This is a genomic window from Lentzea roselyniae, assembly GCF_039537795.1.
Classification (GTDB): domain Bacteria; phylum Actinomycetota; class Actinomycetes; order Mycobacteriales; family Pseudonocardiaceae; genus Lentzea; species Lentzea atacamensis.
Map to the genome: position 1 here is coordinate 46,927 of NZ_BAABBE010000005.1, position 22,430 is coordinate 69,356.

30 protein-coding genes are annotated in these 22,430 nt (G+C 69.7%); 9 read left to right on the forward strand and 21 right to left on the reverse strand.

Features of this window, described 5'->3' with window-relative positions; all coding sequences use genetic code 11:
- Positions 1-91: 91 nt before the first annotated feature.
- Positions 92-1,180: an adenosine deaminase gene (locus ABFX45_RS10000; protein ID WP_109639103.1), complete on the forward strand. Its 1,089-nt coding sequence runs from the start codon at positions 92-94 to the stop codon at positions 1,178-1,180.
- On the opposite strand, the gene ABFX45_RS10005 is transcribed toward ABFX45_RS10000, so the two are convergent.
- On the reverse strand, positions 1,149-2,156 hold the full coding sequence (locus ABFX45_RS10005; protein ID WP_346129179.1) for a dTDP-glucose 4,6-dehydratase: 1,008 nt from the start codon (positions 2,154-2,156) through the stop codon (positions 1,149-1,151). The two genes, ABFX45_RS10000 and ABFX45_RS10005, sit on opposite strands and share 32 nt — an antisense overlap.
- Positions 2,157-2,158: 2 nt before the next feature.
- Positions 2,159-2,902, reverse strand: a complete 744-nt coding sequence (locus ABFX45_RS10010) for a GntR family transcriptional regulator (protein WP_109639105.1) — start codon at positions 2,900-2,902, stop codon at positions 2,159-2,161.
- Between the two features lie 140 nt (positions 2,903-3,042).
- Between ABFX45_RS10010 and ABFX45_RS10015 the strand changes: the two genes are divergently transcribed.
- Complete coding sequence (locus ABFX45_RS10015; protein ID WP_109639106.1) at positions 3,043-3,372, forward strand: hypothetical protein; 330 nt, start codon at positions 3,043-3,045, stop codon at positions 3,370-3,372.
- A 48-nt stretch (positions 3,373-3,420) separates the two neighbouring features.
- Here the strand turns inward: ABFX45_RS10015 and ABFX45_RS10020 are convergent, their stop codons facing one another.
- From ABFX45_RS10020 to ABFX45_RS10030, 3 genes are read right to left on the reverse strand one after another with little or no spacing between them, the layout of a single operon-like run.
- Entirely contained in the window at positions 3,421-4,638 is a 1,218-nt protein-coding gene (locus ABFX45_RS10020) for a primosomal protein (protein ID WP_109639107.1), read from the reverse strand.
- A 54-nt stretch (positions 4,639-4,692) separates the two neighbouring features.
- Positions 4,693-5,130, reverse strand: coding sequence for a YbaB/EbfC family nucleoid-associated protein (locus ABFX45_RS10025; protein ID WP_346129182.1), 438 nt, complete (start codon positions 5,128-5,130; stop codon positions 4,693-4,695).
- Positions 5,127-5,480, reverse strand: coding sequence for a YbaB/EbfC family nucleoid-associated protein (locus ABFX45_RS10030; protein ID WP_346129184.1), 354 nt, complete (start codon positions 5,478-5,480; stop codon positions 5,127-5,129). Before ABFX45_RS10030 ends, ABFX45_RS10025 begins: the two co-directional genes overlap by 4 nt.
- 31 nt (positions 5,481-5,511) lie before the next feature.
- Here ABFX45_RS10030 and ABFX45_RS10035 point away from each other — a divergent pair, with 31 nt between their 5' ends.
- A complete protein-coding gene (locus ABFX45_RS10035; protein ID WP_109639109.1) occupies positions 5,512-5,838 on the forward strand; it encodes a YnfA family protein in 327 nt (108 codons plus the stop codon).
- Here ABFX45_RS10035 and ABFX45_RS46395 read toward each other — a convergent pair.
- Positions 5,819-6,031, reverse strand: coding sequence for an LmrA/YxaF family transcription factor (locus tag ABFX45_RS46395; RefSeq protein ID WP_428834114.1), 213 nt, complete (start codon positions 6,029-6,031; stop codon positions 5,819-5,821). The genes ABFX45_RS10035 and ABFX45_RS46395 overlap by 20 nt on opposite strands.
- An 18-nt stretch (positions 6,032-6,049) precedes the next feature.
- Here ABFX45_RS46395 and ABFX45_RS10040 point away from each other — a divergent pair, with 18 nt between their 5' ends.
- Together ABFX45_RS10040 and ABFX45_RS10045 are read left to right on the forward strand one after the other, a co-directional pair.
- On the forward strand, positions 6,050-6,262 hold the full coding sequence (locus ABFX45_RS10040) for a tautomerase family protein (protein WP_346129187.1): 213 nt from the start codon (positions 6,050-6,052) through the stop codon (positions 6,260-6,262).
- Entirely contained in the window at positions 6,255-7,262 is a 1,008-nt protein-coding gene (locus tag ABFX45_RS10045) for a zinc-dependent alcohol dehydrogenase (protein ID WP_346129189.1), read from the forward strand. Before ABFX45_RS10040 ends, ABFX45_RS10045 begins: the two co-directional genes overlap by 8 nt.
- Here ABFX45_RS10045 and ABFX45_RS10050 read toward each other — a convergent pair.
- Together ABFX45_RS10050 and ABFX45_RS10055 are read right to left on the reverse strand one after the other, a co-directional pair.
- Entirely contained in the window at positions 7,244-8,449 is a 1,206-nt protein-coding gene (locus ABFX45_RS10050; protein WP_346129191.1) for a C40 family peptidase, read from the reverse strand. The genes ABFX45_RS10045 and ABFX45_RS10050 overlap by 19 nt on opposite strands.
- Entirely contained in the window at positions 8,446-8,772 is a 327-nt protein-coding gene (locus ABFX45_RS10055; RefSeq protein ID WP_346129193.1) for a type VII secretion target, read from the reverse strand. Before ABFX45_RS10055 ends, ABFX45_RS10050 begins: the two co-directional genes overlap by 4 nt.
- A gap of 91 nt (positions 8,773-8,863) precedes the next feature.
- On the opposite strand from ABFX45_RS10055, the gene ABFX45_RS10060 reads away from it, so the two are divergent.
- Positions 8,864-9,400, forward strand: coding sequence for an SMI1/KNR4 family protein (locus ABFX45_RS10060; protein WP_109639115.1), 537 nt, complete (start codon positions 8,864-8,866; stop codon positions 9,398-9,400).
- Here the strand turns inward: ABFX45_RS10060 and ABFX45_RS10065 are convergent.
- From ABFX45_RS10065 to ABFX45_RS10080, 4 genes are all read right to left on the reverse strand, one after another.
- Complete coding sequence (locus tag ABFX45_RS10065) at positions 9,393-9,989, reverse strand: MarC family protein (protein WP_170155126.1); 597 nt, start codon at positions 9,987-9,989, stop codon at positions 9,393-9,395. The genes ABFX45_RS10060 and ABFX45_RS10065 overlap by 8 nt on opposite strands.
- A 37-nt stretch (positions 9,990-10,026) precedes the next feature.
- On the reverse strand, positions 10,027-10,548 hold the full coding sequence (locus ABFX45_RS10070) for a VanZ family protein (RefSeq protein ID WP_109639117.1): 522 nt from the start codon (positions 10,546-10,548) through the stop codon (positions 10,027-10,029).
- A gap of 77 nt (positions 10,549-10,625) precedes the next feature.
- Positions 10,626-12,812, reverse strand: a complete 2,187-nt coding sequence (locus tag ABFX45_RS10075) for an FtsX-like permease family protein (protein ID WP_346129196.1) — start codon at positions 12,810-12,812, stop codon at positions 10,626-10,628.
- Positions 12,809-13,483, reverse strand: coding sequence for an ABC transporter ATP-binding protein (locus tag ABFX45_RS10080; RefSeq protein WP_346129198.1), 675 nt, complete (start codon positions 13,481-13,483; stop codon positions 12,809-12,811). Before ABFX45_RS10080 ends, ABFX45_RS10075 begins: the two co-directional genes overlap by 4 nt.
- A 109-nt stretch (positions 13,484-13,592) precedes the next feature.
- Here ABFX45_RS10080 and ABFX45_RS10085 point away from each other — a divergent pair, with 109 nt between their 5' ends.
- The 3 genes from ABFX45_RS10085 to ABFX45_RS10095 are packed head-to-tail and all read left to right on the forward strand — an operon-like array spanning position 13,593 to position 15,555.
- On the forward strand, positions 13,593-14,723 hold the full coding sequence (locus ABFX45_RS10085; RefSeq protein ID WP_146231704.1) for a sensor histidine kinase: 1,131 nt from the start codon (positions 13,593-13,595) through the stop codon (positions 14,721-14,723).
- Positions 14,720-15,346, forward strand: a complete 627-nt coding sequence (locus ABFX45_RS10090; protein WP_109639121.1) for a response regulator — start codon at positions 14,720-14,722, stop codon at positions 15,344-15,346. Before ABFX45_RS10085 ends, ABFX45_RS10090 begins: the two co-directional genes overlap by 4 nt.
- Before the next feature lie 2 nt (positions 15,347-15,348).
- Positions 15,349-15,555, forward strand: coding sequence for a helix-hairpin-helix domain-containing protein (locus tag ABFX45_RS10095; protein ID WP_109639122.1), 207 nt, complete (start codon positions 15,349-15,351; stop codon positions 15,553-15,555).
- Between the two features lie 3 nt (positions 15,556-15,558).
- Here the strand turns inward: ABFX45_RS10095 and ABFX45_RS10100 are convergent, their stop codons facing one another.
- From ABFX45_RS10100 to ABFX45_RS10140, 9 genes are all read right to left on the reverse strand, one after another.
- On the reverse strand, positions 15,559-16,422 hold the full coding sequence (locus tag ABFX45_RS10100; RefSeq protein WP_109639123.1) for an aldehyde dehydrogenase family protein: 864 nt from the start codon (positions 16,420-16,422) through the stop codon (positions 15,559-15,561).
- Positions 16,415-17,842: an aldehyde dehydrogenase family protein gene (locus tag ABFX45_RS10105; RefSeq protein ID WP_109639124.1), complete on the reverse strand. Its 1,428-nt coding sequence runs from the start codon at positions 17,840-17,842 to the stop codon at positions 16,415-16,417. Before ABFX45_RS10105 ends, ABFX45_RS10100 begins: the two co-directional genes overlap by 8 nt.
- 4 nt (positions 17,843-17,846) lie before the next feature.
- Positions 17,847-18,803 carry a deoxyribose-phosphate aldolase gene (deoC, locus tag ABFX45_RS10110; RefSeq protein WP_112226864.1) on the reverse strand — a complete coding sequence of 319 codons (957 nt, stop codon included), beginning with the start codon at positions 18,801-18,803 and terminating at the stop codon, positions 17,847-17,849.
- Positions 18,804-19,592: 789 nt separating this feature from the next.
- The gene (locus tag ABFX45_RS10115) at positions 19,593-19,802 is read right to left on the reverse strand and encodes a hypothetical protein (protein WP_346129203.1); all 210 of its coding nucleotides are present in this window, start codon (positions 19,800-19,802) and stop codon (positions 19,593-19,595) included.
- Positions 19,802-20,446 (reverse strand): DUF1707 SHOCT-like domain-containing protein, encoded by a 645-nt coding sequence (locus tag ABFX45_RS10120; protein ID WP_112226866.1) that lies wholly within the window; start codon positions 20,444-20,446, stop codon positions 19,802-19,804. The genes ABFX45_RS10115 and ABFX45_RS10120 overlap by 1 nt, the downstream gene beginning before the upstream one ends.
- A 19-nt stretch (positions 20,447-20,465) precedes the next feature.
- Complete coding sequence (locus ABFX45_RS10125) at positions 20,466-20,663, reverse strand: hypothetical protein (RefSeq protein WP_109639127.1); 198 nt, start codon at positions 20,661-20,663, stop codon at positions 20,466-20,468.
- 102 nt (positions 20,664-20,765) lie between these two features.
- A complete protein-coding gene (locus tag ABFX45_RS10130) occupies positions 20,766-21,527 on the reverse strand; it encodes a hypothetical protein (RefSeq protein WP_109639128.1) in 762 nt (253 codons plus the stop codon).
- Complete coding sequence (locus ABFX45_RS10135; protein WP_346129206.1) at positions 21,527-22,006, reverse strand: SigE family RNA polymerase sigma factor; 480 nt, start codon at positions 22,004-22,006, stop codon at positions 21,527-21,529. Before ABFX45_RS10135 ends, ABFX45_RS10130 begins: the two co-directional genes overlap by 1 nt.
- Complete coding sequence (locus ABFX45_RS10140) at positions 21,999-22,361, reverse strand: hypothetical protein (RefSeq protein WP_346129208.1); 363 nt, start codon at positions 22,359-22,361, stop codon at positions 21,999-22,001. The genes ABFX45_RS10135 and ABFX45_RS10140 overlap by 8 nt, the downstream gene beginning before the upstream one ends.
- Positions 22,362-22,430 lie beyond the last annotated feature (69 nt).

The following is a 22,430-nucleotide window of genomic DNA, read 5'->3' on the forward strand; positions in this document are numbered from 1 at the left end:
CAACATCCGTGAACCGGCTGATGATCATAGCGGGAGCAAGATCATTTTGGCCAGCGCTGAAGCGGTGTGTCGGCTGAAGTAACGTGTAGCAATGTCCACGCCGCTTACCTTGGAGACCATCCGCAGCGCGCCGAAGGTGCTGCTGCACGACCACCTCGACGGTGGCCTCCGCCCGCAGACGGTGATCGAACTCGCCGATGCCTCCGGCTACCAGGGCCTGCCCACCACGGACGCGGGCGTGCTCGGCGGCTGGTTCCGCGACAACGCCAACTCCGGGTCGCTCGTGCGATACCTGGAAGGTTTTGCCCATACGTGCGGTGTCATGCAGGACGAACCCGCGCTGGTCCGCGTCGCGGCGGAGGCCGTCGAGGACCTCGCGGCCGACGGCGTCGTCTACGCCGAGGTCCGCTACGCCCCCGAGCTCTTCGTCGAGAAGGGCCTCTCGCTGGAGCAGATCGTCGAGGCCGTTCAGGAGGGCTTCCGCCTCGGAGAGCAGCGCGTCGCCGCGACCGGCCGCAAGATCCGCATCGGCACGCTGCTCTGCGCCATGCGCCAGAACGAGGGCTGGCTGCGCATCGCCGAGCTGGCCGTCCGCTACCGCGACCTCGGCGTCGTCGGGTTCGACATCGCGGGCCCCGAGGCCGGCTTCCCTCCCACCAGGGGCCTCGACACCTTCGAGTACCTGCGCCAGCAGAACGCGCACTTCACCATCCACGCCGGTGAGGCGTTCGGCCTGCCCTCCATCTGGGAGGCGATCCAGCACTGCGGCGCCGAACGGCTCGGCCACGGCGTGCGGATCGTCGACGACATCAAGGTCTCCGGCGACGGCACCGCCCAGCTGGGACGCCTGGCCGCGTACGTTCGCGACCGCCGCATCCCGCTGGAGATGTGCCCGACGTCGAACCTGCAGACCGGTGCCGCCGCCACCATCGCCGACCACCCGATCGGCCTGCTCGCCAAGCTGCGGTTCCGCGTCACCGTCAACACCGACAACCGCCTGATGAGCGACTGCACGCTCTCCAGCGAGTTCGCCGCCCTGGTCGACACCTTCGGCTACGGCTGGGCGGACCTGCAGTGGTTCACGATCAACGCCATGAAGTCGGCGTTCATCGGGTTCGACGAGCGGCTCGCGATCATCAACGAGCTGGTCAAGCCCGGCTACGCGGCATTGACGGCGTAGTCGATCGCTGGGCCCAGCCGCTCTCGTCGACGGGGCTGAGCTCGCGCAACGGCTCCCACCACGCGCGATTGGCCGTGTACCAGCGGATGGTGTCCCGGACACCGGGCTCGAAGCCGATTTCGGGACGCCATCCGAGCTCGCGGCCGATCCGCGTCGAGTCCAGGAGGTAACGCCGGTCGTGGCCGGGCCGGTCCGCCACGATCGACTTCCGCGACTGCGGCAGCCCCAGCTCGTCCAGCACGAGGTCGGCGATCTGGTCGACGCTCGCCTCGACCCCCGTGCCGACGTGGTAGGTCCGGCCGACCTCGCCCTCCTGCAGCACCGCGTCGATCGCCCGGCAGTGGTCCAGCACGTGGATCCACTCGCGCCGGTTGTCGCGCGCCGCGTAGATCGGCAGCTGTTCGCCGTCCAGCGCGCGGGTCGCGAACAGCGGGAGGACGTTCTCCGGGAACTGGTTCGGCCCGTAGTTGTTGGCGCAGTTGGTGATCGTCACCGAGAGGCCGAACGTCTCGAAGTACGAGCGCACCGCGTGATCGGCGCCCGCCTTCGACGCGTTGTAGGGCGTGCGCGGGCGATACGGCGACTCTTCGTGGAACGCGTCAACGGCATCGAGTGCGAGATCTCCGTACACCTCGCACGTCGACACGTGGTGGAACCGCCGCACGCCCGCGCGACGGCACGACTCCAGCAACGCCTGCGTGCCAAGGACATTGGTGCGGAAGAACCGGCCAGGATCCAGCACCGCGAGGCTGTTGTGCGACTCGGCCGCGAAGTTCACGACGACGTCGACACCTTCGACGTCGGCCTCGGCGATGTCCGCGTGCACGAACGGCACGTCCGCTGGCAGGTTCGTGCGCGTGCCGCGATACGTCAGCGCGTCGAGCGCGATGACCTCGTCCGACGGGTGTTCCCGCAGCCAGTAGCGGGTGAAGTGCGAGCCGATGAACCCGGCCGCACCGGTGATGAGCACACGCATTCTCAGTCCTCCGAACGAATTGGTGCTACCCCGGGTGGTTCCGCGCCGGGCCAGCCGCGGAACTCGACCTCCAGCTGGAACCGGTGGCCCAGGTAGTGGTGCTCGGACAGCGCGATCGGCCGCTCGGAAACGTCCAATGCGATGCGCCGCACCAACAACACGGGCGTGCCCTCGGTGACGCCGAGCAACGGGCCGACCTCGCCCGCGGCCACGGCTGCGATGCTCTGCCGCACCACGGCGATCTGGTTTCCGTTGCGGCGCAACGTCTCCCAGGTGCCCGGAGACTCGGCGTCGGCACGGCTGACCGGCGCCGCCAACTCCAGTGGCACCCACTCGGTCACGACGTCCAGCGGCGCGCCGCCGGTGCGGCGCAACGACCGCACGCGCAGCATCTCGCCCGCGCCGAGCGTCAGGGCGACGCTCGGCGGCGCTTCGCGGTAGCCGTACTCGAGAACGGCTCGTACCAGCGGGACACCGGCCTCCGCGACGGCGGACCGCGCGTGCTGGAACGTGCCGAGAGCAAGCGGCTGTGCGAACGACACCACGTACCAGCCGGCGCCTTTCCGTGACGCCAGCAGGCCTTCGTCGCGGAGTTGCTCCAGTGCGCGGCGCACGGTCACGCGGCTGACCTCGTAACGCCGGCCGAGTTCCGCCTCGCTCTCGATAGCTCCGGCCGGGCCGTAGTCGCCGAGCGTGATGCGTTCCCTCAGCTCAGCGGCTAGGCGCTGCGACCGAGAACCTGTCATAAACCTGTATCATACAGGTGGTGCGACCGGTTCTGGTTCCGGTTGTCGTTGACCGGTCAACGACAGCTCGCCGACAGGTACCGCTGGCAGGCTGGGGTTGCCGTCGCCCCAACGGTTTTCCTCCCAGAAAGAGTGGTCGAATGCGCACTGCACTCATCGCCTGTGGACTCGCGGTTCTCGCCTCGACGGCGCTCGCACTGCCCGCGAGCGCCTCCGGTGAGAACGCCGCGTTCTACAGCGGCACCAACCTGTCCGGCACCAAGTCACCGGTCGACCTCGCCGGCGGTGAGTGCGTGAACGTTGCGCCGGTGCGTTCCGGGATCAACATCTCGTCCGCCGACATCGAGGTCTTCTACAACGCGGACTGCAGGACGGGCCTGCCCGGCGGTTCCGGCGACAGCTACTACGTGCTGGGAAGCTTGCACCAGGGCAACTTCCCGTTCGCGGCCGTCAGCTACCGCGTGCGCTAGAAACGCGAAAAGGGCCACCCGCACGGGTGGCCCTTTTCATCCGGAGACTCAGTTGATGTTCAGCCGGTCCTCGAACTTCGCCTGCAGCTCGCGGAACGCGGCCACCTCGGCGTCGTACGGGGCGGACGGCGCGAGACGCGTCGGGTCCGGCGAGACCACGAAGGACACCAGCCAGCCCAGCGACTCGGACGACGCCAGCGCCTCCTTGACGGACTCGTCCTCCGCCCACTCGCCCGCGTCCTCGAACAGTTCGACGGCGAGGTCGAGCTGCTGCGGGTCGAGGGCGTCGGGGCCCTCCTCCATGTCCTCGGCGATGCCGGTCAGCACGTAGACGTTCTCTTCGTCCACGTCGACGTCGAGCTCGCCCGCGGTGGCCTTGACCTTGACGTCGTTCCACGTCTCGACCTCGGCGAGGTCGTGGTCGTCGTGCTCGGCCACGAACCGGCTCAGGCCGCGCTGCGAGGTGAAGGCCTCGATCTTGCCGCGGCGGCCCAGGAACACCGGGTCGTCGCCGAGGTAGCAGCGCAGCGTGTAGAACTCGCCGGCGGAGGTGATGATCTTGATGGGGTCGATGCCGACCTCGGCCCAGAAGCCGGTGGGCTCGGCCTTCTCCTCGTCGGAGTCCTCGTCCTCGTCTGCGGCGTCCGCGGCAGCCGCGGTCTCGGCCTCGAGCGCGGCGAGCTCCTCCTGTGCGACGGCGAGCTCCTTCTCCGGGACGTCCGGCGTGCTGACGACGCTGTCGATCGCGTCGAGGACCTCGTCCCACTTCTCGGAGACGACCTCGGACAGCTCGTCCCACAGCTTCGCGCCGTCACGGCCGCTGAACGGCAGCGTGCCCTGCGGCAGCAGCGAGAAGCCCTCCGCCGAGTCGAGCACCTCGTGGACCTTCTCCAGGTCGCAGACGTCCGCGAGCGCGCGCACGATCGCGATCACGTCGGCGAGCTCACCGATGGTCCAGGTGTCCGGGTCTTCCGCGATCAGCTCCGGCACGCCGACGAGGTCGAACTGGTGGTTGTCGTCCGGCGAGAGGTCCGCGACGCCCAGCGACGGCACGACCGGCCACGCGGGGTGGTCGGTGAGGTCGTGCTCTTCCGCGGTGCGCACGAAGGCGGCGAGATGCGCGGCGTCGGGGAAGACGAACAAGTCCTCCTCGTCGCCGAGGAACGCCTCCCACTCCTCGCCCTTCTCGCGCCAGCGGGGTGCCCACAGCGTGACCACGTCACCCTGCGTCAGCCCCAGCTCGATGGGGACGATGTCCTGCGCCATCCTGACCTCCCGGTCACGCCTGCCTGATGCCGTGGGCGAGCCTAACGGTGCTGATCACCGGCGCCCAAAGGGGTTCTCGAAGAACGCGTCCTCGTCGGGGTCCTCGACGATCGGCGCCCTGGGCCGCCGCTCCGCCGGTGCCGCTTCAGCTGCGGATTTCGGCGGTACGACGGGGTTCCACTTCGACCGGAAGGGTGAATCGCCCGCGATCGACTCGACGTCGATCGCCATCCCGTCACCCAAGGCCAGTGCCATCTTGTTGAAGCTCGTCTGCACGGCCGCGTTGGTCGCGAGGCGCACGGTCTCGGTGACGATCTCGCCGACCGCCCGCGCGCCCAGCTGCAGCAGGGCCGGGTGCAGGTGCAGCGCCCTGATCTGGCCCTTCGCGGACGCCGTGACCATGCACAGCCCGTTGGGGTGCTCGACGGTCTCGGCGGTGACGGCCAGGTCGCGCTGGAGCTGCTCGACGGCCTGCATCCGGTCCTCGTTCACCGCCGCCACCCGAACTCGTCCTCGTCCCGCTCGCGCACGAACCCCAGCTCCGTCAGCTCCCGCGGGTCCACGACCCGCTCCAGCGTCTGGTGCAGCCGGGACGCGGCGTTGCGCTGCGCCTTCTCCGCGACCCGCATGACCTCGGCGGCCAGCCCGTGCGGCCCCATCCGCAGCGCCGACGCGCTGACCTCGATCTGCCGCGGCGGACCACCGGGCGTGGCGACCACCGTCACCGCGCCGTCCGGTGAGGACGCCCGCCCCGTGACGGGACCGCTGCGCGCGACGTGCTGCGACACGGCCTGCTCGACATCGCGCACCTTCCTCGCGGCGCGCTCGACGTCGTCGTCCACCTGATCACCCCCTGCTGCGACAGTGTGCCGCATGATCCTGCGTTCGGTCGTGCTGTTCGCCCTCGCCGCCCTCATGGAGATCGGCGGCGCCTGGCTCGTCTGGCAGGGCGTGCGGGAGCACCGGGGCTGGCTGTGGATCGGTGGCGGCGTGATCGCCCTGGGTCTCTACGGCTTTGTCGCGACGCTGCAGCCCGACGCGCACTTCGGCCGGATCCTCGCTGCCTACGGCGGTGTGTTCGTGGCGGGCTCGCTCGCCTGGGGGATGGTCGTGGACGGCTTCCGGCCCGACCGCTACGACGTGGTCGGCGCGCTGATCTGCCTGGCCGGTGTGGCAGTGATCATGTACGCGCCTCGATGACGGATTCGAGGAGCGCGGTCAGCTCCTTCGCGACGTCGTCGAGCGGCTGGGTGCCGCGCTGGGTCCGGCACATCGCGACGGCTCCTTCGGCGGCGGCGACGACGAGCTGCGCGCGCGTTCTTCCGCTCGGTGGCGTGGGCCTACCTGCACGAACTGCCGGCAGGGGCGCAGACGACCGCCGAGGACGACGCACCGCGGTTCCGGGTGGGACGTGCGCGTTCCGGCGGGTGCGCTGTCCGAGCGGCGCAAGGCCGGGCTGGTGCAGGAGGCGACGGCGCTGGTGCTCGAAGCCGCCGGACTGGGGGAGGCGGACGTCATGCGGGTGTGGGTGCTCATCCACGAGCAGGCGGAGGGAACCTGGGGCTCGGGCGGGAAGATCGTGCGGTTCGCGGACCTCGTCGAGATGGCCAAGAAGAATGCGTGAGCTGACCTACGTCGCGCGCCGGACCGTCGAGTGGCGGGAAGCCCCCGACCCGGTTCTGCAATCCGATTCCGACGCGATCGTGGAGCCTGTCGCGGCAGCCCCGTGCGATGTGGACTCGGCGATCCTGGCGGGCCACGGCCCCATCCCGCCGCCGTTCGCCATCGGGCACGAATGCGTCGCGCGAGTTGTCGACGCCGGGGAATCGAGCCGGTTCTCGCCGGGAGACCTCGTCGTCGTGCCGTGGGCGATCTCGTGCGGAACCTGCGACCGCTGCGCCGGCGGCCTCACCACCCACTGCACGTCGGTGCCGCACATGGCGATGTTCGGCGCACCCATCGGTGGTTCGTGGGGCGGCCTGTTCTCCGACCTGGTGCGGATCCCGTGGGCGGACGCGATGCTCGTGCCGCTGCCCGGCGGGCTGGACCCGGTGGCGATGGCCTCTGCGAGCGACAACTGGCCGCTCGCGTGGCGGCTCGTCGCACCGCACCTCCGCGCCCGTCCAGGTGCACGGGTGCTGGTGATCGCGCGCGGCAGCATCGGCCTCTACGTCTGCGACATCGCCCGCGCTCTGGGCGCGTCCGACGTGCTGTACGTCGACCCGGACCCGGCCCATCGCGCCATCGCGGAGGGATACGGCGCGCGGACCGCGGCGGAGATCGAGCCGGTGCACCACGGGTTCGACCTCGCCGTGGAGTCCACCGAACTGGTCACGGCCCTGCGCTCACTGGCGCCGGAAGGCTTCTGCGAGAGCGCGGGCAACCACTTCCGGCCGGGGGAGCTGCCGTTGCTGGAGATGTACCTGACGGGTGTCACCCTGCGGGTCGCCAGGGACAACGTGCGGGCGCACCTGCCGCAGGCGCTGGAGCTCGTGGCGTCGGGGCAGGTCGATCCGGGACGGGTGGTGTCCGGCGTGTTCGACTGGGAGCAGCTGCCGGAGGTGTTGCCGGAGCGGCATCTCAAGCCGGTGTTCGTCCGCGCGGATCAGCCCGTCGGCCGGTAGAAGCCGTAGAACGACATCCCGCTGTTCGTCGTGCGGATCTTGCCGACCTGCACGGGGTCACCGGCCTCGACCATCTGCCCGTTGCCGATCACCATCGCGACGTGCCCGTCCCACACGACCAGGTCGCCTGGCAGCAGCTGGTCCGGTGGCACGGACGCGCCCATCGCCTGCGACGAGGCCGGGCGCGGGATGTCGAAGCCCGCGTTCTGGTACGCCCACTGCGTCAGGCCTGAGCAGTCCGTGCCCTGGGGCGGGTTCGCGCCACCCCACACGTACGGCGTGCCCAGGGCCGACAACGCGTTCCGGACGGCCTTGGCCGCGGTCTCGTTCGGTGCCTCGGCACTGCTGCCGTCGGGCAGGTTCACGCCGACGCCGGTGCCGGGCTGCGGTGGAATCGCGACCGGCAGCCGAGGGCCGGAACCGCCGCCGCCTCCACCACCACCACCACCACCACCACCGCCGCCGCCTCCACCACCACCGCCGCCGCCCCCACCGCCGCCTCCGCCTCCACTGGAGCCGGAACCAGACCCGGAACTGGCACTGGAACTGGAGCTGGAGTCCTGCTTCGGCGAGTCGGAAGCACCGGCGGCAGCGGTCGTGCCCTCGTCACCGCCGAGCGGCTCGCCCAGCTTCCCGAGCGCGCCGCCGTCGGGCTGCTGCAACCCGTTCAGCTGCCCGACCAGCTGCGTGAGCTGGTTGCGCACCTTCTGCAGCTCGGCGGAAGTCTTGCCCTGGTAACCGGAAGCCAGCCCGGCGAGGTCGGCCAGAGCGGCCAGCACCACACCGGGACCGGCCACCATCGACGCGGCGACGGCGGCGGCGAGCTTCGGCGTCGCCTTCGAGGTGAACTCGTCGATCAGGCCCTGGATCGCCGTCCGCCCGCCGGTCACCGCGGAAACTCCGGACGAAGCCACGGTCTTGACCACCGAAGCGTTGGAGGACAACGTGTTCGCGGCCGCGGTGAACGTGGCCACGCGGCTGGTGAAGGCGTTGGCCTTCTCACCGGACCACGTGTTCAGCACCGCGGTGGAAGCCGACGAGTGCCGCGAACCCAGGTTCGTCAAAGCGGTCTGCGCGCGGCCGAAGGCGTCGCCGGCACGCGTGGCGCCGCCGGTGTCGCCGTCGAGCTTCGCCAGGTCTTCCTTCATCGGCGCGATGAACGTGCTGAGGAGTCCCTCGACGCTCATGCGCGCGCTGCCTTGTCCAGCGAAGCCTTGTGCGCCTCTTCCCGGGCGATGTACGCGTCACGGGCCTTCGCGACGGCCGTGCCGAGGCCGGAGAGACCGGTCGACGCGGCTTTCAGCGCGTCCATCTGCGCCTGCGCCGCGGTCTGGAAGGCGGCGTTGAGACCAACCTCGTTGCCGATCTTGCCGAAGCAGTCGCCCGGCAGGGACGTGGTGCCGTTCAGCGTGCCGGTGCCGACCGCGCCCACCTCGCTCGCCAGACCGCTCACCGCCGACGCGTATCCGGTCAAGGCGTCGAGGTCGACCTTGAGACCCTGTTCCGCCATGTGAAGCTCTTCCCCCAGTCGTGACCTGTTCGCGTTGATCCTGCCCCGATGAGCGGTACCTCGCCCGTCGTTCCGCCAAGATCATGGAACTGTGGGCGTCATCGAGCACTGGGACCGGATCCTGGCATGGCTGGCGGAGCACGCTCCTGCCACCCGCGCCGTGCTGCGGCCGAGGTACGACGCGCTGCCGGAGCTTCGGGTTCCGATCGAGCTCCAGATGTGGTGGAGCGTCTACGGCGGTACCGAGGAAGGCCTCTACGCCGAGATTCTGCCGCCCTTCTACACGCCGCTGGGCGCCGATCGCGCGTTCGTGCTCAGGGAGACGCACACGAGCAAGCCGGTGGACGCGTCGGAGGCCGGTTCGGCCACGGCCGGATTCCACCCCGAGTGGCTGCCGATCGCCTTCGACGGCACGGGTGACGTGCTCGCGGTGGACCTGCGGCCCGGTGTGCTGCGCGGTTGCGTGGTCGAGTGGGACCAGGAGCGCAACGAGATGATCAAACCGGAGTGGACGTCGATCGTGGAGATGTTCGACCAGGTCGCGACGTCTCTCGAGACGCGCAGCGCGGTCGGGCACTGCTACCCGATGGTCAACTCGGCCGGCGAGCTCGGCTGGCGCACTAGCTGACGGCGCGTTCCAGGATGCCCAGCGAGATCAGGCCCTCGATGATCTGGTCGACGCCCAGCGCCGCGAGCAGGACGCCGAGGACCCGCACGAGCACCCAGGCGTAGGTCATCTTCACCCAGCGCATCACGATGCCGAGCAGCGCGATCGCGGCCAGATCGAGTGCGATCACCGCGGCGAACCCTCCGGCCAGCACGAACGTCGTCTCGATCGACTTCGTGTCCGAGAGCAGGAACAGGTAGGCGAGCGCCACCGGGTTCGCGTAGTAGGCGGTGGCCAGCTCGTGGGTGCCGCGCGTCTCGTCGTGCGTCGGTTCCTGCTTGCGCCCGAGGACGAGGTCCAGTGCGTGCACGAAGAGGATCACGCCGCTGGCCAGGTACAGCCCGCCCTCGCTGATGTGGAAGATCGAGAGCAGCGTGCGCCCGGCCACCACCACGAAGAACCCCACGCCCAGCGCGATCGCGGTGGAGGTGAGCGCCACCCGCCACCGGGTCCGGGAGTCGGCGCCCTCGGTGTCCATCAGGAACGCCAGGATGATCTTCGGCGGGCCGACCACGGCGACGAGGATGCTGAACGCCTCCACGAACTTCATGGCGGCCATCGTCGAGCCGGGACGCCGGCCGCGCGCGTTACCTCACGCGGGCGAGTGAACGCTGCGGCACGGCGGTGGTCTTCACGCGGGCGTACACCTTCACCGCTGCCAGCGCGCCGAGCCAGCCGAGCGCGGTGCCGGTCGTGTTCGTGATCAGGTCGTCGACGTCGAAGATCCGGTTGGCCCACAGCAGCTGCGAGCCCTCGATCAGCAGCGAGACGCCGTACCCGATGAGCGCGGCCTGCCCGGCCGTGCGACGGCCCCAGAACATCAGCATCGCGCCCAGCGGCACGAACAGCAGCACGTTCAACGTCATCTGGTCGAACGCGATCTGCCCGTCCCGGAACGTGTCGGCGATCCACTGGAACGGCACCAGCTGCACCGACTGACGCGGCGGCACCGTCTGCATCGGCAGGAACGTCGCCGCGAACAGCATGCTCGCGTAGACGGTGACGGTCGCGCCGCGGAAGGTCAGCTGACGGAAGAACAGCTGCGGCAGCAGGAAGACGACCGACAGGAAAAATCCCCACTGGATGCTCGCGAGCATTGCATTCGTCATGGTTCAAAGCTAGGAAAATGGCCCTCGGCGCACATCGCGCTGAGGGCCAGTTCCGACCTCGTACTTCCGGTCGAGTGTTACTCGGCCGCGTAATCCCGCGGGCTGATGCCGCGTAGTACCGGACCGCACGACAGGGCTGCTACCAGCGCGACCACCATGCCGACCGCCACAGGGGCGAGCACCCACGGCGTGATCGGCATTTCTCCGCGGCCCACCAGTCCGCGTGCGAGAGTGAGCAGTCCGATTCCCACAACAATGCCCGCACCGCACGCCCCGATTGTGACCGCGAACACCGGCAGCATCACTTCGCGGCGCAATGCGTGAGCCAGCACACGAATCGGAGTCCCGGCCGCGATCAACGCACCGAAAGTGCGCCTCCGGTCGATCACCGACCCGGCCGCTGCCACCGCCGCGCCGATGCCGCCGAGCACCGCCGCGATCGACAGCCCGATGACCGTGGCCCGCTGCAGGTCCGCCATCAACGTGTCGCCGTACAGGCCCCGCTGCTCGCCGTCCACCAGCTGCACGCCCGGCAGCGTGCCGACCAGCGCGGTGTGCACGGCGTCGCGGTTCTCCCGCGTGGTCGGCACGCCGACCATCGACACCTTGCCCTCGACGCCCGGCAGCAGCTCGGGATCGATGACCCCGCTGATCCGGCCGGAACCGTTGAACGGCCGGGTCTCGTACTGCGCGGGCAGCTTCGCGGTCACGTCGTCCTTCGTGCCGCTCGACTTGAAGTGGTCGCCGTTGAGCTGCGAGTACGCGTACACAGCAGGTCCTGGCTGACACGACAGACCGTTCAGGACCTTCGCGACGTCAGCGCACTTGCCGACGATCACGTACGACCCGTAGCTGCCGTCCGCGCCCGCGCTCACGGTGCCGTCCAGCATCGTGACGATCGGCGCCGAGGTCTGCAGGCGCAACGGCGTGAGGTCGTGCGTCACCTGCTCCGCGACGATCGCGTCCGTCTTCCACGTGTCGTCGCGGAACGGCACCTGACTTTCCAGGCCGGGCAGCATGGTCAGCGCCATCGAGCCGGTGAAGACGGCGATCACCACACCGGCGGAACCGCGGAACGCCGCCACCGGGTCACCCGCCAGCCGCCGCCCCGCCAGCAGCGTCGACGGCTTGCGCCACCGCCCGACGAAGAACCTGCCGACCCACGCCGTGACCACCGGTCCGGCCAGCACCAGCGCGACCGCCACCGCGCCGAGACCGAGGAGCACCACGGTGAACTGGTTGTCGCCGCCTGCCTCCTGGGCGTAGAGGATGCCCAGGAAGAACACTCCCAGCGCGCCGGCGATCGTCATCAGCCGCCAGGACCGGACCTTGCGCTGTTCCTCCGCCGCCAGCGGCCGCTTCACCACGCGGCGCAGCCCCATGATCGCCGCCGCGATGACCAGCACCGGAGCCAGCACGGCCACCGCCGCCACCACCGCGGGCGAGGGCACGAAGTCACCCGGATACCAGGTGCCGCCCTCCCACGGGATCTTCGCCGTGATGTGGCTGAACGGCTGTGCCAGCAGCACGCCGAGCACGCTGCCGACGACCCCGCCGACCGCGGTCTCCACGGCGGTCATGATCACGACTTGCCGCGGACTGGCACCGGCGAGCCGGAGCGCGGCCAGGCGCCGTTCCCGTTTCGCCGCGGTCAGCCGCGCGGCCGAGGCGACGAGCACCAGACACGGCACGACGAGCACCACGAGCCCGACACGGGTGAGCAGGTAGAGCATGCCGTGGTAGTCGTCGCGGTACGAGCCGTTGCCACCGGCCAGCCCTGGCGCCGGATAACCGTTCTCGATCTTGTCGTGACCGACGATCGCGACGAGCTCACCCGGGAACTTCAGCGCTTCCGGTCCGAGCACGCCGATCTGCTTGCCGGGAAAGCGATTCCCGAGCTTCTCGGCCGGTGTGTCGCGCACGAGGTCGGCCAGTGCGGGCGACAGCAGCACCTCGCCCGCTTCCGGGAACTTCGCGATTCCCGCTGCCACCGGCACGTTGCCGGTCTTGAGCCGTGCGACGTCGAACCGTTCGATGAGCTTGCCGTCGAACGAATCCTTGTTCACCGCAACGGAAATCGTGCGGTCCTCGTTCTGCGTGAAGACCTCGCGCCACGCCGTGCGGTCCGCCCGTGCCTGCAGCCCGTTCGGTGCGGCGACGAGCCACAGCACCAGCGACACCGCGATCATCACGCCGAGCGCGACCAGCACCGTGGCCACCTGGCTGCGCCGGTCCCTGCGCAGCACCGCGAGCGCGATCCTCACGCGGACACCCCCGCGGCGATGCGGCCGTCCTGGATCTCCACGACCCGGAGCGCCCTGTCCGCGATCGCCTTGTCGTGCGTGACGATCACAACGGCCGCGTTGGTCTCCTCCGCCGCGGCCAGCAGGGCGGTCATCATCTCCTGGCCGGTGCGGGTGTCGAGGGCACCCGTCGGCTCGTCCGCGAAGATCACCCGCGGCCGGTGCGCGAGGGCGCGCGCGATCGCCACCCGTTGCGCCTGCCCGCCGGACAGCTCACCCGGCCGCCGCTTCTCCATGCCCTGCAGCCCGAGCCGTCCCAGCCACAGCCTGGCCGCGCCCAGCGACTCCTCACGCGCACCACCGGCGAGCAGCATCGGCAGCGCGGCGTTCTCCTCGGCGGTGAGCTCGGCGACGAGCATGCCCGACTGGAACACGAACCCGAACGCCGTGCGCCGGAGCTCGCTGCGGCCGGTCTCGTTCAGCTCGCCGATCGCGCGCCCGTCGAGGAACACCTCGCCGCCGTCCGCGCGCAGGATGCCGGACAGCACGTGCAGCAGCGTCGTCTTGCCGGAGCCGGACGGACCGACGACCGCCAGCACGTCCCCGGCCTTGATGTCGATGTCCACCCCGGCGAGCGCGTGCACGTCGCCGTAGGTCTTGACCAGGCCACGAGCGGCCAGAACCGAATTCATGCATCTCAAGGTGCCGGGTGAGGGCCGGTAAAACCTCGGCCTTAACGACACACCGGATCAGCCGGATGACCGAGGCCGGAAAGGTGTGGTGGTCCTACCGTTGTCTGCCGTGGAGAGTCATCGGGGCCAATGGCCGATCGCAGCCTTGCTCGCGCTGCTCATGCTCGGCGAGCTGATTCTGATGAACGGGCCGGGCAGCGCGGAGGCACTGGTGTGGCTGCTCAGCGTGCCACCGTGCATCGCGGCCGTCGCCTCGTTCAAGTCACGCGCCTTCACGATCCCGGTGACCGTGGCGTCGATCTTCGTGTCGTCGTTCGTCTTCCGGATGTTCAACGTCGACCTGCCCACGCTGCTGAGCCCGCTGACCGTGGCCGAGACCGCCGCGTGCCTGGTGCTCACCGCCGTCATCGTGCGTGAGGAGCCGCGGCGCCCCGCCACGTGGTCGGTGAGCGCACTGATGGCCGTGAGCTTCTTCGCCGCCATCGTCCGCGACAACTGGCTCTCCTCCTCCAACTACAACGAGATGCTCGGCTCGCTGGTCCTGGGCTTCGCGGCCGTCGGCACCGGCCTGTACTTCCGTGCCCGCGACACCGAGAGCGGCCGGCTGATCGCCGCCGCCGTCACCGACGCGCAGAAGGAGGAGCGGATCGCACTGGCCCGCGAGCTGCACGACGTGGTCGCCCACCACGTGACGGGCATGCTCGTGCAGGCCCAGGCCGCGCTGGAGGTCTCCGACGACGACCCGCACGCCGCCCACCGCCTGCTGCCCGGCATCGTCCGATCGGGCACGGAAGCCCTCGGCGCGATGCGGCGCCTGGTCGGCACGCTGCGCCAGGGCGAGGACGACTTCGCCACGACCGACCTGGCCGCCGACGTCATCTCGACCGTCGAGCGCACCCGCGAGCTGGGCTTCGAGACCCGGCTGCGCATCGACCTGCCCGACGAGGTGCCGCCGGAGCTCGGCCGCTCGGTGTTGCGCCTGGTCCAGGAGTCGCTGACCAACGTGCACAAACACGCGCAGTCCCCGACGATGATCGACGTGGAGATCTCCAGGACCCCGGGCGGCGCGCTGCGGGTGGTCGTTGCCGACGACGGTCAGCCGCACGAGCTGAACCAGGGTGGATACGGTCTCGTAGGCATGCGTGAGCGGGTCGACCTGCTCGGCGGCCTGTTCTCGGCGGGCCCGCGTGAGAACGGCTGGCAGGTGCTCGCCGAGCTACCCCTGGAAGGGAAGAAGTGATCTCGGTTCTCATCGCCGACGACCAGGAGATGGTCCGCGTCGGTTTCAGGATGATCCTCGAGAAGCAACCGGACATCACGGTGGTCGCCGACGTCGCGGACGGCATCAGCGCCGTGACCGCGGTCCGCGAGCACAACCCGGACGTGGCGTTGCTCGACATCCGCATGCCCGGCCTGGACGGCCTGGAGGTCACCAAGAAGATCTCCGGCTCGACCAAGGTGGTCGTGGTGACCACCTTCGACCTGGACGAGTACGTGCACACGGCGCTGGAGAACGGCGCCTCGGGTTTCCTGACCAAGGACGCGGGACCGGCGTTGCTGGTCGAGGCGGTGCGGGCGGCGGCTCAGGGCAACGCGCTGATCTCGCCCCAGGTCACCGTCCGGATGCTGGAGCACTTCTCCCGCCCCGCGGACAAGCCAGACCTCAGCCTGCTGACCGCGCGCGAGCAGGACGTCGTGCGGGAGGTGGCGCGCGGGCTCAGCAACCAGGAGATCGCGTCGACGCTCTACCTGTCGCTGTCGACGGTGAAGACGCACCTCGCGTCCGTGCAGACGAAGCTGAACGTGCGCAACCGGGTGGGGATCGCCTCTTGGGCGTGGCGCGCCGGTCTGGTGAACTCCTGAGCATGTCCGAGCACCCGGAAACCGAGTTCCCGCGCAGCATCGGCAAGGTCGCGAACCGTGAGCTGGCGCTGAACGGCTACACGACGTTCGACTCGCTCACGAAGGTGTCCGCGAAGGAACTGCTGAAGATCCACGGCGTAGGCCCGAAGTCGATCAGGATCCTCGGAGAGGAGCTGGCGGCGCAGGGCAAGGCCTACGCCGCCGGCTGAGCATCAGACACCCATCGGGTGCCAGACCGTCTTCGTCTCCAGGTAGGCGCGCAGCCGCGACATGTCCGGCGTGACCGTGAAGTCCTCGCCGGCCTTGTTGCGCAGCACGCGCTTCACCGTGCCGGCCGCCGAGCGCTCCAGGTCGGCGCGCAACGATTCTGGCGCGCCGGTGAGGTCGAGCGCGTTCACGTCGCCGTGCGAGGCGAGCCACGGCGCGATCTCCGCGGTGCGGCCGGTGATGATGTTGACGACGCCACCCGGCACGTCCGACGTGGCGAGCACCTCGGACAGCGTGATCGCGGGCAGCGGGCGGTCCTGCGAGGTGATGACCACGCAGGTGTTGCCGGACGCGATCACCGGCGCGATCACGGACACCAGGCCCAGCAACGACGACTGCTGCGGCGCGAGCACCGCGACGACACCGGTCGGTTCCGGCGTGGAGAACGAGAAGTACGGGCCGGCGACCGGGTTCGAGGAACCCAGCACCGCCGCGATCTTGTCCGTCCAGCCCGCGTACCAGACCCAGCGGTCGATCGCCGCGTCCACCAGGGACTGCGCCTTCTTCACCGGAACGCCCTCGGAGGCCGCGACCTCGGTGATGAACTGCTCGCGGCGGCCCTCCAGCACCTCGGCCACGCGGTACAGCACCTGGCCGCGGTTGTAGGCCGTGGCACCCGACCAGCCCGGGAAGGCCTTGCGGGCAGCGGCGACCGCGTCACGGGCGTCCTTGCGGGAGCCCTGCGCGGCGTTGGCGAGGAAGCCGCCCTTCGAGTCGGTCACCGGGTAGCTGCGACCCGACTCGGAACGCGGGAACGCGCCGCCGATGTAGAGCTTGTAGGTCTTCGCGACCGAGACGCGATCAGACATCGAGGTAGGCCTCCAGACCGGTGCGGCCGCCCTCACGGCCGAAGCCCGACTCCTGGTACCCGCCGAACGGCGCGGCCGGGTCGAAGCGGTTGAACGTGTTGGACCACACCACGCCGGCGCGCATGCGTTGCGCCATCCAGAGAATCCGCGAGCCCTTCTCCGTCCAGACACCGGCGGACAGGCCGTACGGCGTGTTGTTCGCCTTGGCCACGGCCTCGTCCGGCGTGCGGAACGTCAGCACCGACAGCACCGGGCCGAAGATCTCCTCGCGGGCGATCCGCATCGCCTGCGACACGTTGGAGAACACCGTCGGGGCGAAGAAGAAACCCTTGTCCGGCAACGGGCACGACGACGTCCACCGCTGGGCGCCCTCGGCCTCGCCCGACTCGGTCAGCTCCTTGATCTTGGCGAGCTGCTCGCCCGAGTTGATCGCGCCGACGTCGGTGTTCTTGTCCAGCGGGTCGCCGACGCGCAACGTCTGGATGCGGGTCTGCAGCTTCTCCAGCAGCTCGTCAGCGACGGATTCCTGCACCAGCAAACGGGATCCGGCGCAGCAGACGTGGCCCTGGTTGAAGAAGATGCCGTTGACGATGCCCTCGACGGCCTGGTCGAGCGGCGCGTCGTCGAACACGATGTTCGCCGCCTTGCCGCCCAGTTCCAGAGTCAGCTTCTTGTTCGTACCGGCCAGCTGCCGCTGAATGATCTTGCCGACGTCGGTCGAGCCCGTGAACGCCACCTTGTTGACGTCCGGGTGCTCGACGAGCGTCGCGCCGACGTCACCGGCGCCGGGGATGATGTTGACGACACCCGGCGGCAGGTCGCACTGCTGGATGATGTCGGCCAGCACCAGCGCGGTCAGCGGCGTCGTCTCGGCCGGCTTCAGCACGACCGTGTTGCCGCACGCGAGCGCCGGAGCGATCTTCCACGCGGCCATCAGCAGCGGGAAGTTCCACGGGATCACCTGGCCGGCGACACCCAGCGGCTTCGGGTCCGGCCCGTAGCCCGCGTAGGAGAGCTTGTCCGCCCAGCCCGCGTGGTAGAAGAAGTGCGCAGCGGCCGTCGGCACGTCGACGTCGCGCGACTCCTTGATCGGCTTGCCGTTGTCGAGCGACTCCAGCACCGCGAGCTCACGCGCGCGTTCCTGGATCTGCCGCGCGATCCGGTAGATGTACTTGGCCCGCTCGGAACCGGGCATCTTCGACCACACGCGGTCGTACGCGCGACGTGCCGCCTTGACGGCATTGTCCACATCGGACGTGGACGCCGTCGACACCTCGGCGAGCACCTCTTCGGTGGCCGGGTTGATGGTCTTGAGCGGTTCGCCGGTGCCCTCGACGAACTTGCCGTCGACGAACATCCGGTAGTTCGGCTTGAGGTTCGCGATGTCCCGCGACTCGGGCGCGGGGGCGTATTCCCACATGTCTTCAGTCCACCGTCACGTAGTCCGGGCCGCTGTAGTGGCCGTCCAACTGGGTCCGCCGCTGCATGAGCAGGTCGTTCAGCAACGTCGACGCGCCGAACCGGAAGAGGTGCGGGTCGAGCCACTCCGGCCCGGCCACCTCGTGCACGGCCACCAGGTACTTGATCGCGTCCTTGGTGCTGCGGATGCCACCCGCGGGCTTCACCCCGCGCAGCTCACCCGTCTGGTTCTTCCAGTCCCTGACCGCCTGCAGCATCACGTGCGTCACCGGCAACGTCGCGGCGGGCTGCACCTTGCCGGTCGACGTCTTGATGAAGTCACCACCCGCGAGCAGCGCGAGCCACGACGCGCGGCGGACGTTGTCGTACGTCACGAGCTCGCCGGTCTCCAGGATGACCTTGAGGTGCGCGTCCCCGCAGGCTTCCTTGATCTTGACGATCTCCTCGAACACCTGCCCGTACCGGCCGGAGAGGAACGCGCCGCGGTCGATCACCATGTCGACCTCGCTCGCGCCCTGCTCGACGGCGAACCGGGTGTCGGCAAGCTTGATGTCCATCGTGCTGCGCCCGCTGGGGAACGCCGTCGCGACGCTGGCGACGTTGATCCCGGTGCCCTTGAGCTCGTCGGCCGCGGTCTTGACCATGTCCGGGTAGACGCACACCGCGGCGACCCGCGGCACGTCCGGCCGCTCGGGGTCGGGCCGCTTCGCCTTGGCGGCGAGGCTGCGCACCTTGCCGTGGGTGTCGGCGCCTTCCAGCGTGGTCAGGTCGACCATGCTGATCGCCAGGTCGATGGCGTGCAGCTTGGAGGCCTTCTTGATGCTCCGCGTGCCGAGGCCCGCGGCTCGTTGCTCGACGCCGACCTGGTCGACGCCGGGGAGCCCGTGCAGGAAACGCCGCAGCGACGATTCGTCGCGCACGGCGTCAGCCAGGGCCGACGGCAGTGTCGTTGGAGCAGCCATGACTCGGAGTCTAAGCGGAATGGGACGCCCGTCCTAAGTGAAGCCGTTTGCGCTGTTCAGGTGCATCTGAGGGGCGAACGCACCTCGTTGCGCGGTCGCCGTTCCCCTGGATCACGGAGGTGGTCGGCGTGCTCAGAATCACGCTGCTGGGGCGGTCGACGCGTGGGCCGGGAGTGAGCTGCTTCCGCTCGGCTCGCCCTTGCAGCGAACGCTCTTCGCGATGCTCGCGCTGGAGGCGGGGAACGCGGTGCCGGTGGACCGGCTCGTGGACGCGTTGTGGGGTGAGGTGCTGCCGGGGGATCCGCGCGGGCTGGTGCACACGCGGTGGCGGCGCGGAGAAGGCGCTGGGCCGGTTCACCGAGTCGCTCGAGCTCATCCGCGAGCTCGGCGAGGAGAGCGGACGAACTGTGCCGCGAGATGTGTCGCCGATCAGCGGCCCGCTCCGGTGGACGGTCTGCGGCACGGTGTTCGCGGGACCTGCCGTCGGCGTCAGCCGTCGTGGCGGCCGGCGGGTCGTCGTGCTCCGGGATCGGCAACGGCGTTGCGGGCTTCACCGGGCCACCGGCGAGACCACCACGAGCAACACCAGATATGCCACGACACCAGCGGAGACAGTGCCGATGGTGATGCGCGGCACCTTGCGTCGGCGGCAGCTCGGATCGACGAAAACGGGTCTGTCAGAGGGAGTCGTCACGACCTTCGCGGGGAAGACGGCGTGCGGTCCCGGGAGGATGACCGCCCGCCGCGCCCGGCGGAAGTCGTTGTTTCAGGCGAGGGCGTCCGCGGAGATCAGACAATCATCGAGGGTGGGAAAACTGCCCACGTCCGGCCCGTGACCGCGAGGCGCCGGCTCCCGTCGTGGGTGAGGGACACCAACAGGCCCGTGCGGACGAGCACGGTCCACGGACCCCGTTCGTCCGCGTACCGCTCGCCGTTCATCTCGAGCCAGACCCCGACGCCTTCCCGAACCGTGCCCTCGACGAGTTCGGCGAAGCGCATCAGTCGAGGAGCTCGCGCAGGATGCTGGACTTCTTGCGCTTCGGCCCCTTGACCTCCACGCCACCCATGATCGCGAGCCCGGTGACCCGCACGGTCGGCGCACCGGGAATGTGCCGCCGCCCCGGCGCCCTGTCCTCGAACGCGCCCATGAACCCGAACCCGTCGACCTTCACGTTGATGTCGTCCGGCACGCGGATCTCGACCCCGCCCCAGAACGCGAACGCGCTGATGGTCACCTCGGCCTCGGCGAAGCTCGCGTGGGTCAGGTCGATCTCGATGCCGCCCATGACCGCGACGGCGTTGTGCATCCGCGGGACGACCCAGTGGCCCTTGCGGTTGACGCCCGACCAGAACGCGACGGACACCGCGCTGCCCGGCTCGCCGCCGATGCGGTCGCTCATGACCGGCTGGTACTGCGGGACGGCCGAGGGCTGCGGCAGGCCGCTCAGCACCAGGTCGGCGGTGATGGGAGCGAGTTCGCCGTAGGTCTTCGCGGCGTAGACGGCCGCGAGCCGCTCGTCCAGCTCGTGGATGTCGAGGCGGCCCTCGGCGGTCGCCTTGTGCAGGACCTGCGCGATCCGTTCCCGGTCCGCGTCGGACGCCCTCAGGTGGCTCTGGTCGGCTGGTACCAGCTCGTCGCTCACCCGATCGAGTCTAGAACTCCTACTTGCGGTTCGGTGCGTACTTGACGGTGATCGCGAAGGCCACGACGAGCAGGGCCCCGAGGCCGGAAGCGAGGGCCGGGCTGTAGCCCCACGTCATCGGCAGGACACCGATCAGCACTGCCAGTGACGCCGACACCCCCAGGATGACCAGCGGGGATTCACACAACTGCTGGGCGGGCTTCTGCTCGATGGTCACCGCACGTACCTCCGCGTCTCAACTGGTTACGAGACACTTCGGAGTCGCTTTGTCGATTCTTGATTGCCGGATCGGGTTGTGTGGCCACCGAATCGGGTGGCGTCATCGGAACGGGTTGGTGACCGGGGGATCGGCCGGCCGCACCGACTTCTCCAGCGCCTCCAGTTCCGCCTGAGGTGCCTCGCCCTGTGCCAGGCCCACGCCGGACCGCAGCGCGAGGCGGACGCCGTTGGTGAACACCAGCTCGATGTCACCGCCGGTGTCGCGCACGCCGTCCAGCGTCCACGAGGTCTCCACGGTGTACGGGACCTTGATCTGGACGTGCTCGTCGAACCGCAGGCTCTGCGCCACCCGGTGTGCCCGCTCGCGATCGTCCGGAAAACCCTCCACCGTCACGAACGCCCACGCATCGCGCGCCCACTCGACCGCCAGGTAGGTGCCCGTCCACAACGCGCGCTTGCCGTCGACGTCCGGCATCGCCTCGCCCTGCGGCACGCCCGCTGTTCCCGCCGCGTTCACCACGACGCCGGCGGACTGGTCGCCGCCCCGCTCGGGCCGCAGCACGATCATCTGCTTCTCCCGCCCGGTGACGTAGACCTCCGGCGTGAACCCGCCCGCCGAACCGGCGCTGATCGTGCGCACCAACGGGTCGAACCCGCCCATCGCCACGGGATCGGGGGCAGGCCGGATCAGCACTGGCAGCACACCCGCCGCGATCAGCACGAACACGCCGGCCGCCGCCACCCGCAACGCCTTGGTGCGCTTGCCGGACCTGATCGCCCGCGACACGCTGACACCGCCGGAAGCGGGCACGTCCACCGACCGCAACGGCCCGAGCAGCCGTGCACCGTCCTCTTCGGACATCACTGGGTCACTCCCAACTGTGTGCGCAGGGCCGCGAGCCCGGCCGCGGTCTGGCTCTTCACCGTGCCTTCCGAGCACCGCAGGGCCTTCGCGGCCTCGGCCACCGGCAGGTCGAACAGGAATCGCAGGACGAGCACCGCGCGCTGGCCGGGCGGCACCCGCATCAGCGCGACGCGGATCTCCTCGCGGGTCTCGAAGTCCGGGTTCGTGACCGACCGCAGCTCGTCCACACGCTCGAAGAGACGAACTCGGCTCCACGGCCGCCTGCGTTCGTTGAGGAACGTGCGGACCAGGATCGCCCGCACGTACGCGTCGAGGTTGTCGGCGGCTCTGGCCCTGCGCCAGTTCGTGTACAGCCGGGTGATCGCCACCTGCACGACGTCGTCGGCGCGGTGCACGTCACCGCAGAGCAGGTAGGCGGTGCGCCGCAACCACGGCAGCGCCGCCGTGACGTACTCGGTGTACTCGTTGTCAGCCAACGGCTTCCCGCTTCCGGAAGTAGGCGCGCGCCCCCTGCGGCACCCAGAGCAGCCACCCCACCACGAGCGACACCGCCCAGCCGCCGACCAGTTCCGGCCACGCCTCCGGATAGGCGAAGAGCACGAAGAACCTGCCCGCGAACTGGCCGAGCAGCAACACGCTGATCGTGATCCTGGCCCAGTTCTTCCCGTCCGGCACGGCGAGTGCGAGCCAGGTGTAGAGCACGAAGCTGACCGGGTGGTAGATCGCGCCCGGCGACAGCTGCCCGCCCAGCACGTCCTGCAGCCCGATCGTGAAGTGGTTGAACGCGTGCACGCCGATACCGACGACCGCGACGAGTACTGCCCGGTTCATGGCCCTCCCCCTTCTGTCCGCACTCAAGACACGGCGCGGGGGAGGGCGGGTTGGGTGACTCAGGTCACT

Bases quoted from the DNA above. Each gene is read 5' to 3' on its own strand.
- ABFX45_RS10080 (WP_346129198.1), bottom strand. From the start codon at position 13,483: ATGAATTCGGTTCTGGCCGCTCGTGGCCTGGTCAAGACCTACGGCGAC.
- ABFX45_RS10050 (WP_346129191.1), bottom strand. From the start codon at position 8,449: ATGAGCGTCGAGGGACTCCTCAGCACGTTCATCGCGCCGATGAAGGAA.
- ABFX45_RS10065 (WP_170155126.1), bottom strand. From the start codon at position 9,989: ATGAAGTTCGTGGAGGCGTTCAGCATCCTCGTCGCCGTGGTCGGCCCG.
- ABFX45_RS10010 (WP_109639105.1), bottom strand. From the start codon at position 2,902: ATGACAGGTTCTCGGTCGCAGCGCCTAGCCGCTGAGCTGAGGGAACGC.
- ABFX45_RS10055 (WP_346129193.1), bottom strand. From the start codon at position 8,772: ATGGCGGAACAGGGTCTCAAGGTCGACCTCGACGCCTTGACCGGATAC.
- ABFX45_RS10070 (WP_109639117.1), bottom strand. From the start codon at position 10,548: ATGACGAATGCAATGCTCGCGAGCATCCAGTGGGGATTTTTCCTGTCG.
- ABFX45_RS10020 (WP_109639107.1), bottom strand. From the start codon at position 4,638: ATGGCGCAGGACATCGTCCCCATCGAGCTGGGGCTGACGCAGGGTGAC.
- ABFX45_RS10105 (WP_109639124.1), bottom strand. From the start codon at position 17,842: ATGTGGGAATACGCCCCCGCGCCCGAGTCGCGGGACATCGCGAACCTC.
- ABFX45_RS10045 (WP_346129189.1), top strand. From the start codon at position 6,255: ATGCGTGAGCTGACCTACGTCGCGCGCCGGACCGTCGAGTGGCGGGAA.
- ABFX45_RS10130 (WP_109639128.1), bottom strand. From the start codon at position 21,527: ATGTCCGAAGAGGACGGTGCACGGCTGCTCGGGCCGTTGCGGTCGGTG.
- ABFX45_RS10140 (WP_346129208.1), bottom strand. From the start codon at position 22,361: ATGAACCGGGCAGTACTCGTCGCGGTCGTCGGTATCGGCGTGCACGCG.
- ABFX45_RS10015 (WP_109639106.1), top strand. From the start codon at position 3,043: ATGCGCACTGCACTCATCGCCTGTGGACTCGCGGTTCTCGCCTCGACG.
- ABFX45_RS10005 (WP_346129179.1), bottom strand. From the start codon at position 2,156: ATGCGTGTGCTCATCACCGGTGCGGCCGGGTTCATCGGCTCGCACTTC.
- deoC (WP_112226864.1), bottom strand. From the start codon at position 18,803: ATGGCTGCTCCAACGACACTGCCGTCGGCCCTGGCTGACGCCGTGCGC.
- ABFX45_RS10100 (WP_109639123.1), bottom strand. From the start codon at position 16,422: ATGTCTGATCGCGTCTCGGTCGCGAAGACCTACAAGCTCTACATCGGC.
- ABFX45_RS10035 (WP_109639109.1), top strand. From the start codon at position 5,512: ATGATCCTGCGTTCGGTCGTGCTGTTCGCCCTCGCCGCCCTCATGGAG.
- ABFX45_RS10095 (WP_109639122.1), top strand. From the start codon at position 15,349: ATGTCCGAGCACCCGGAAACCGAGTTCCCGCGCAGCATCGGCAAGGTC.
- ABFX45_RS10115 (WP_346129203.1), bottom strand. From the start codon at position 19,802: ATGCGCTTCGCCGAACTCGTCGAGGGCACGGTTCGGGAAGGCGTCGGG.
- ABFX45_RS10000 (WP_109639103.1), top strand. From the start codon at position 92: ATGTCCACGCCGCTTACCTTGGAGACCATCCGCAGCGCGCCGAAGGTG.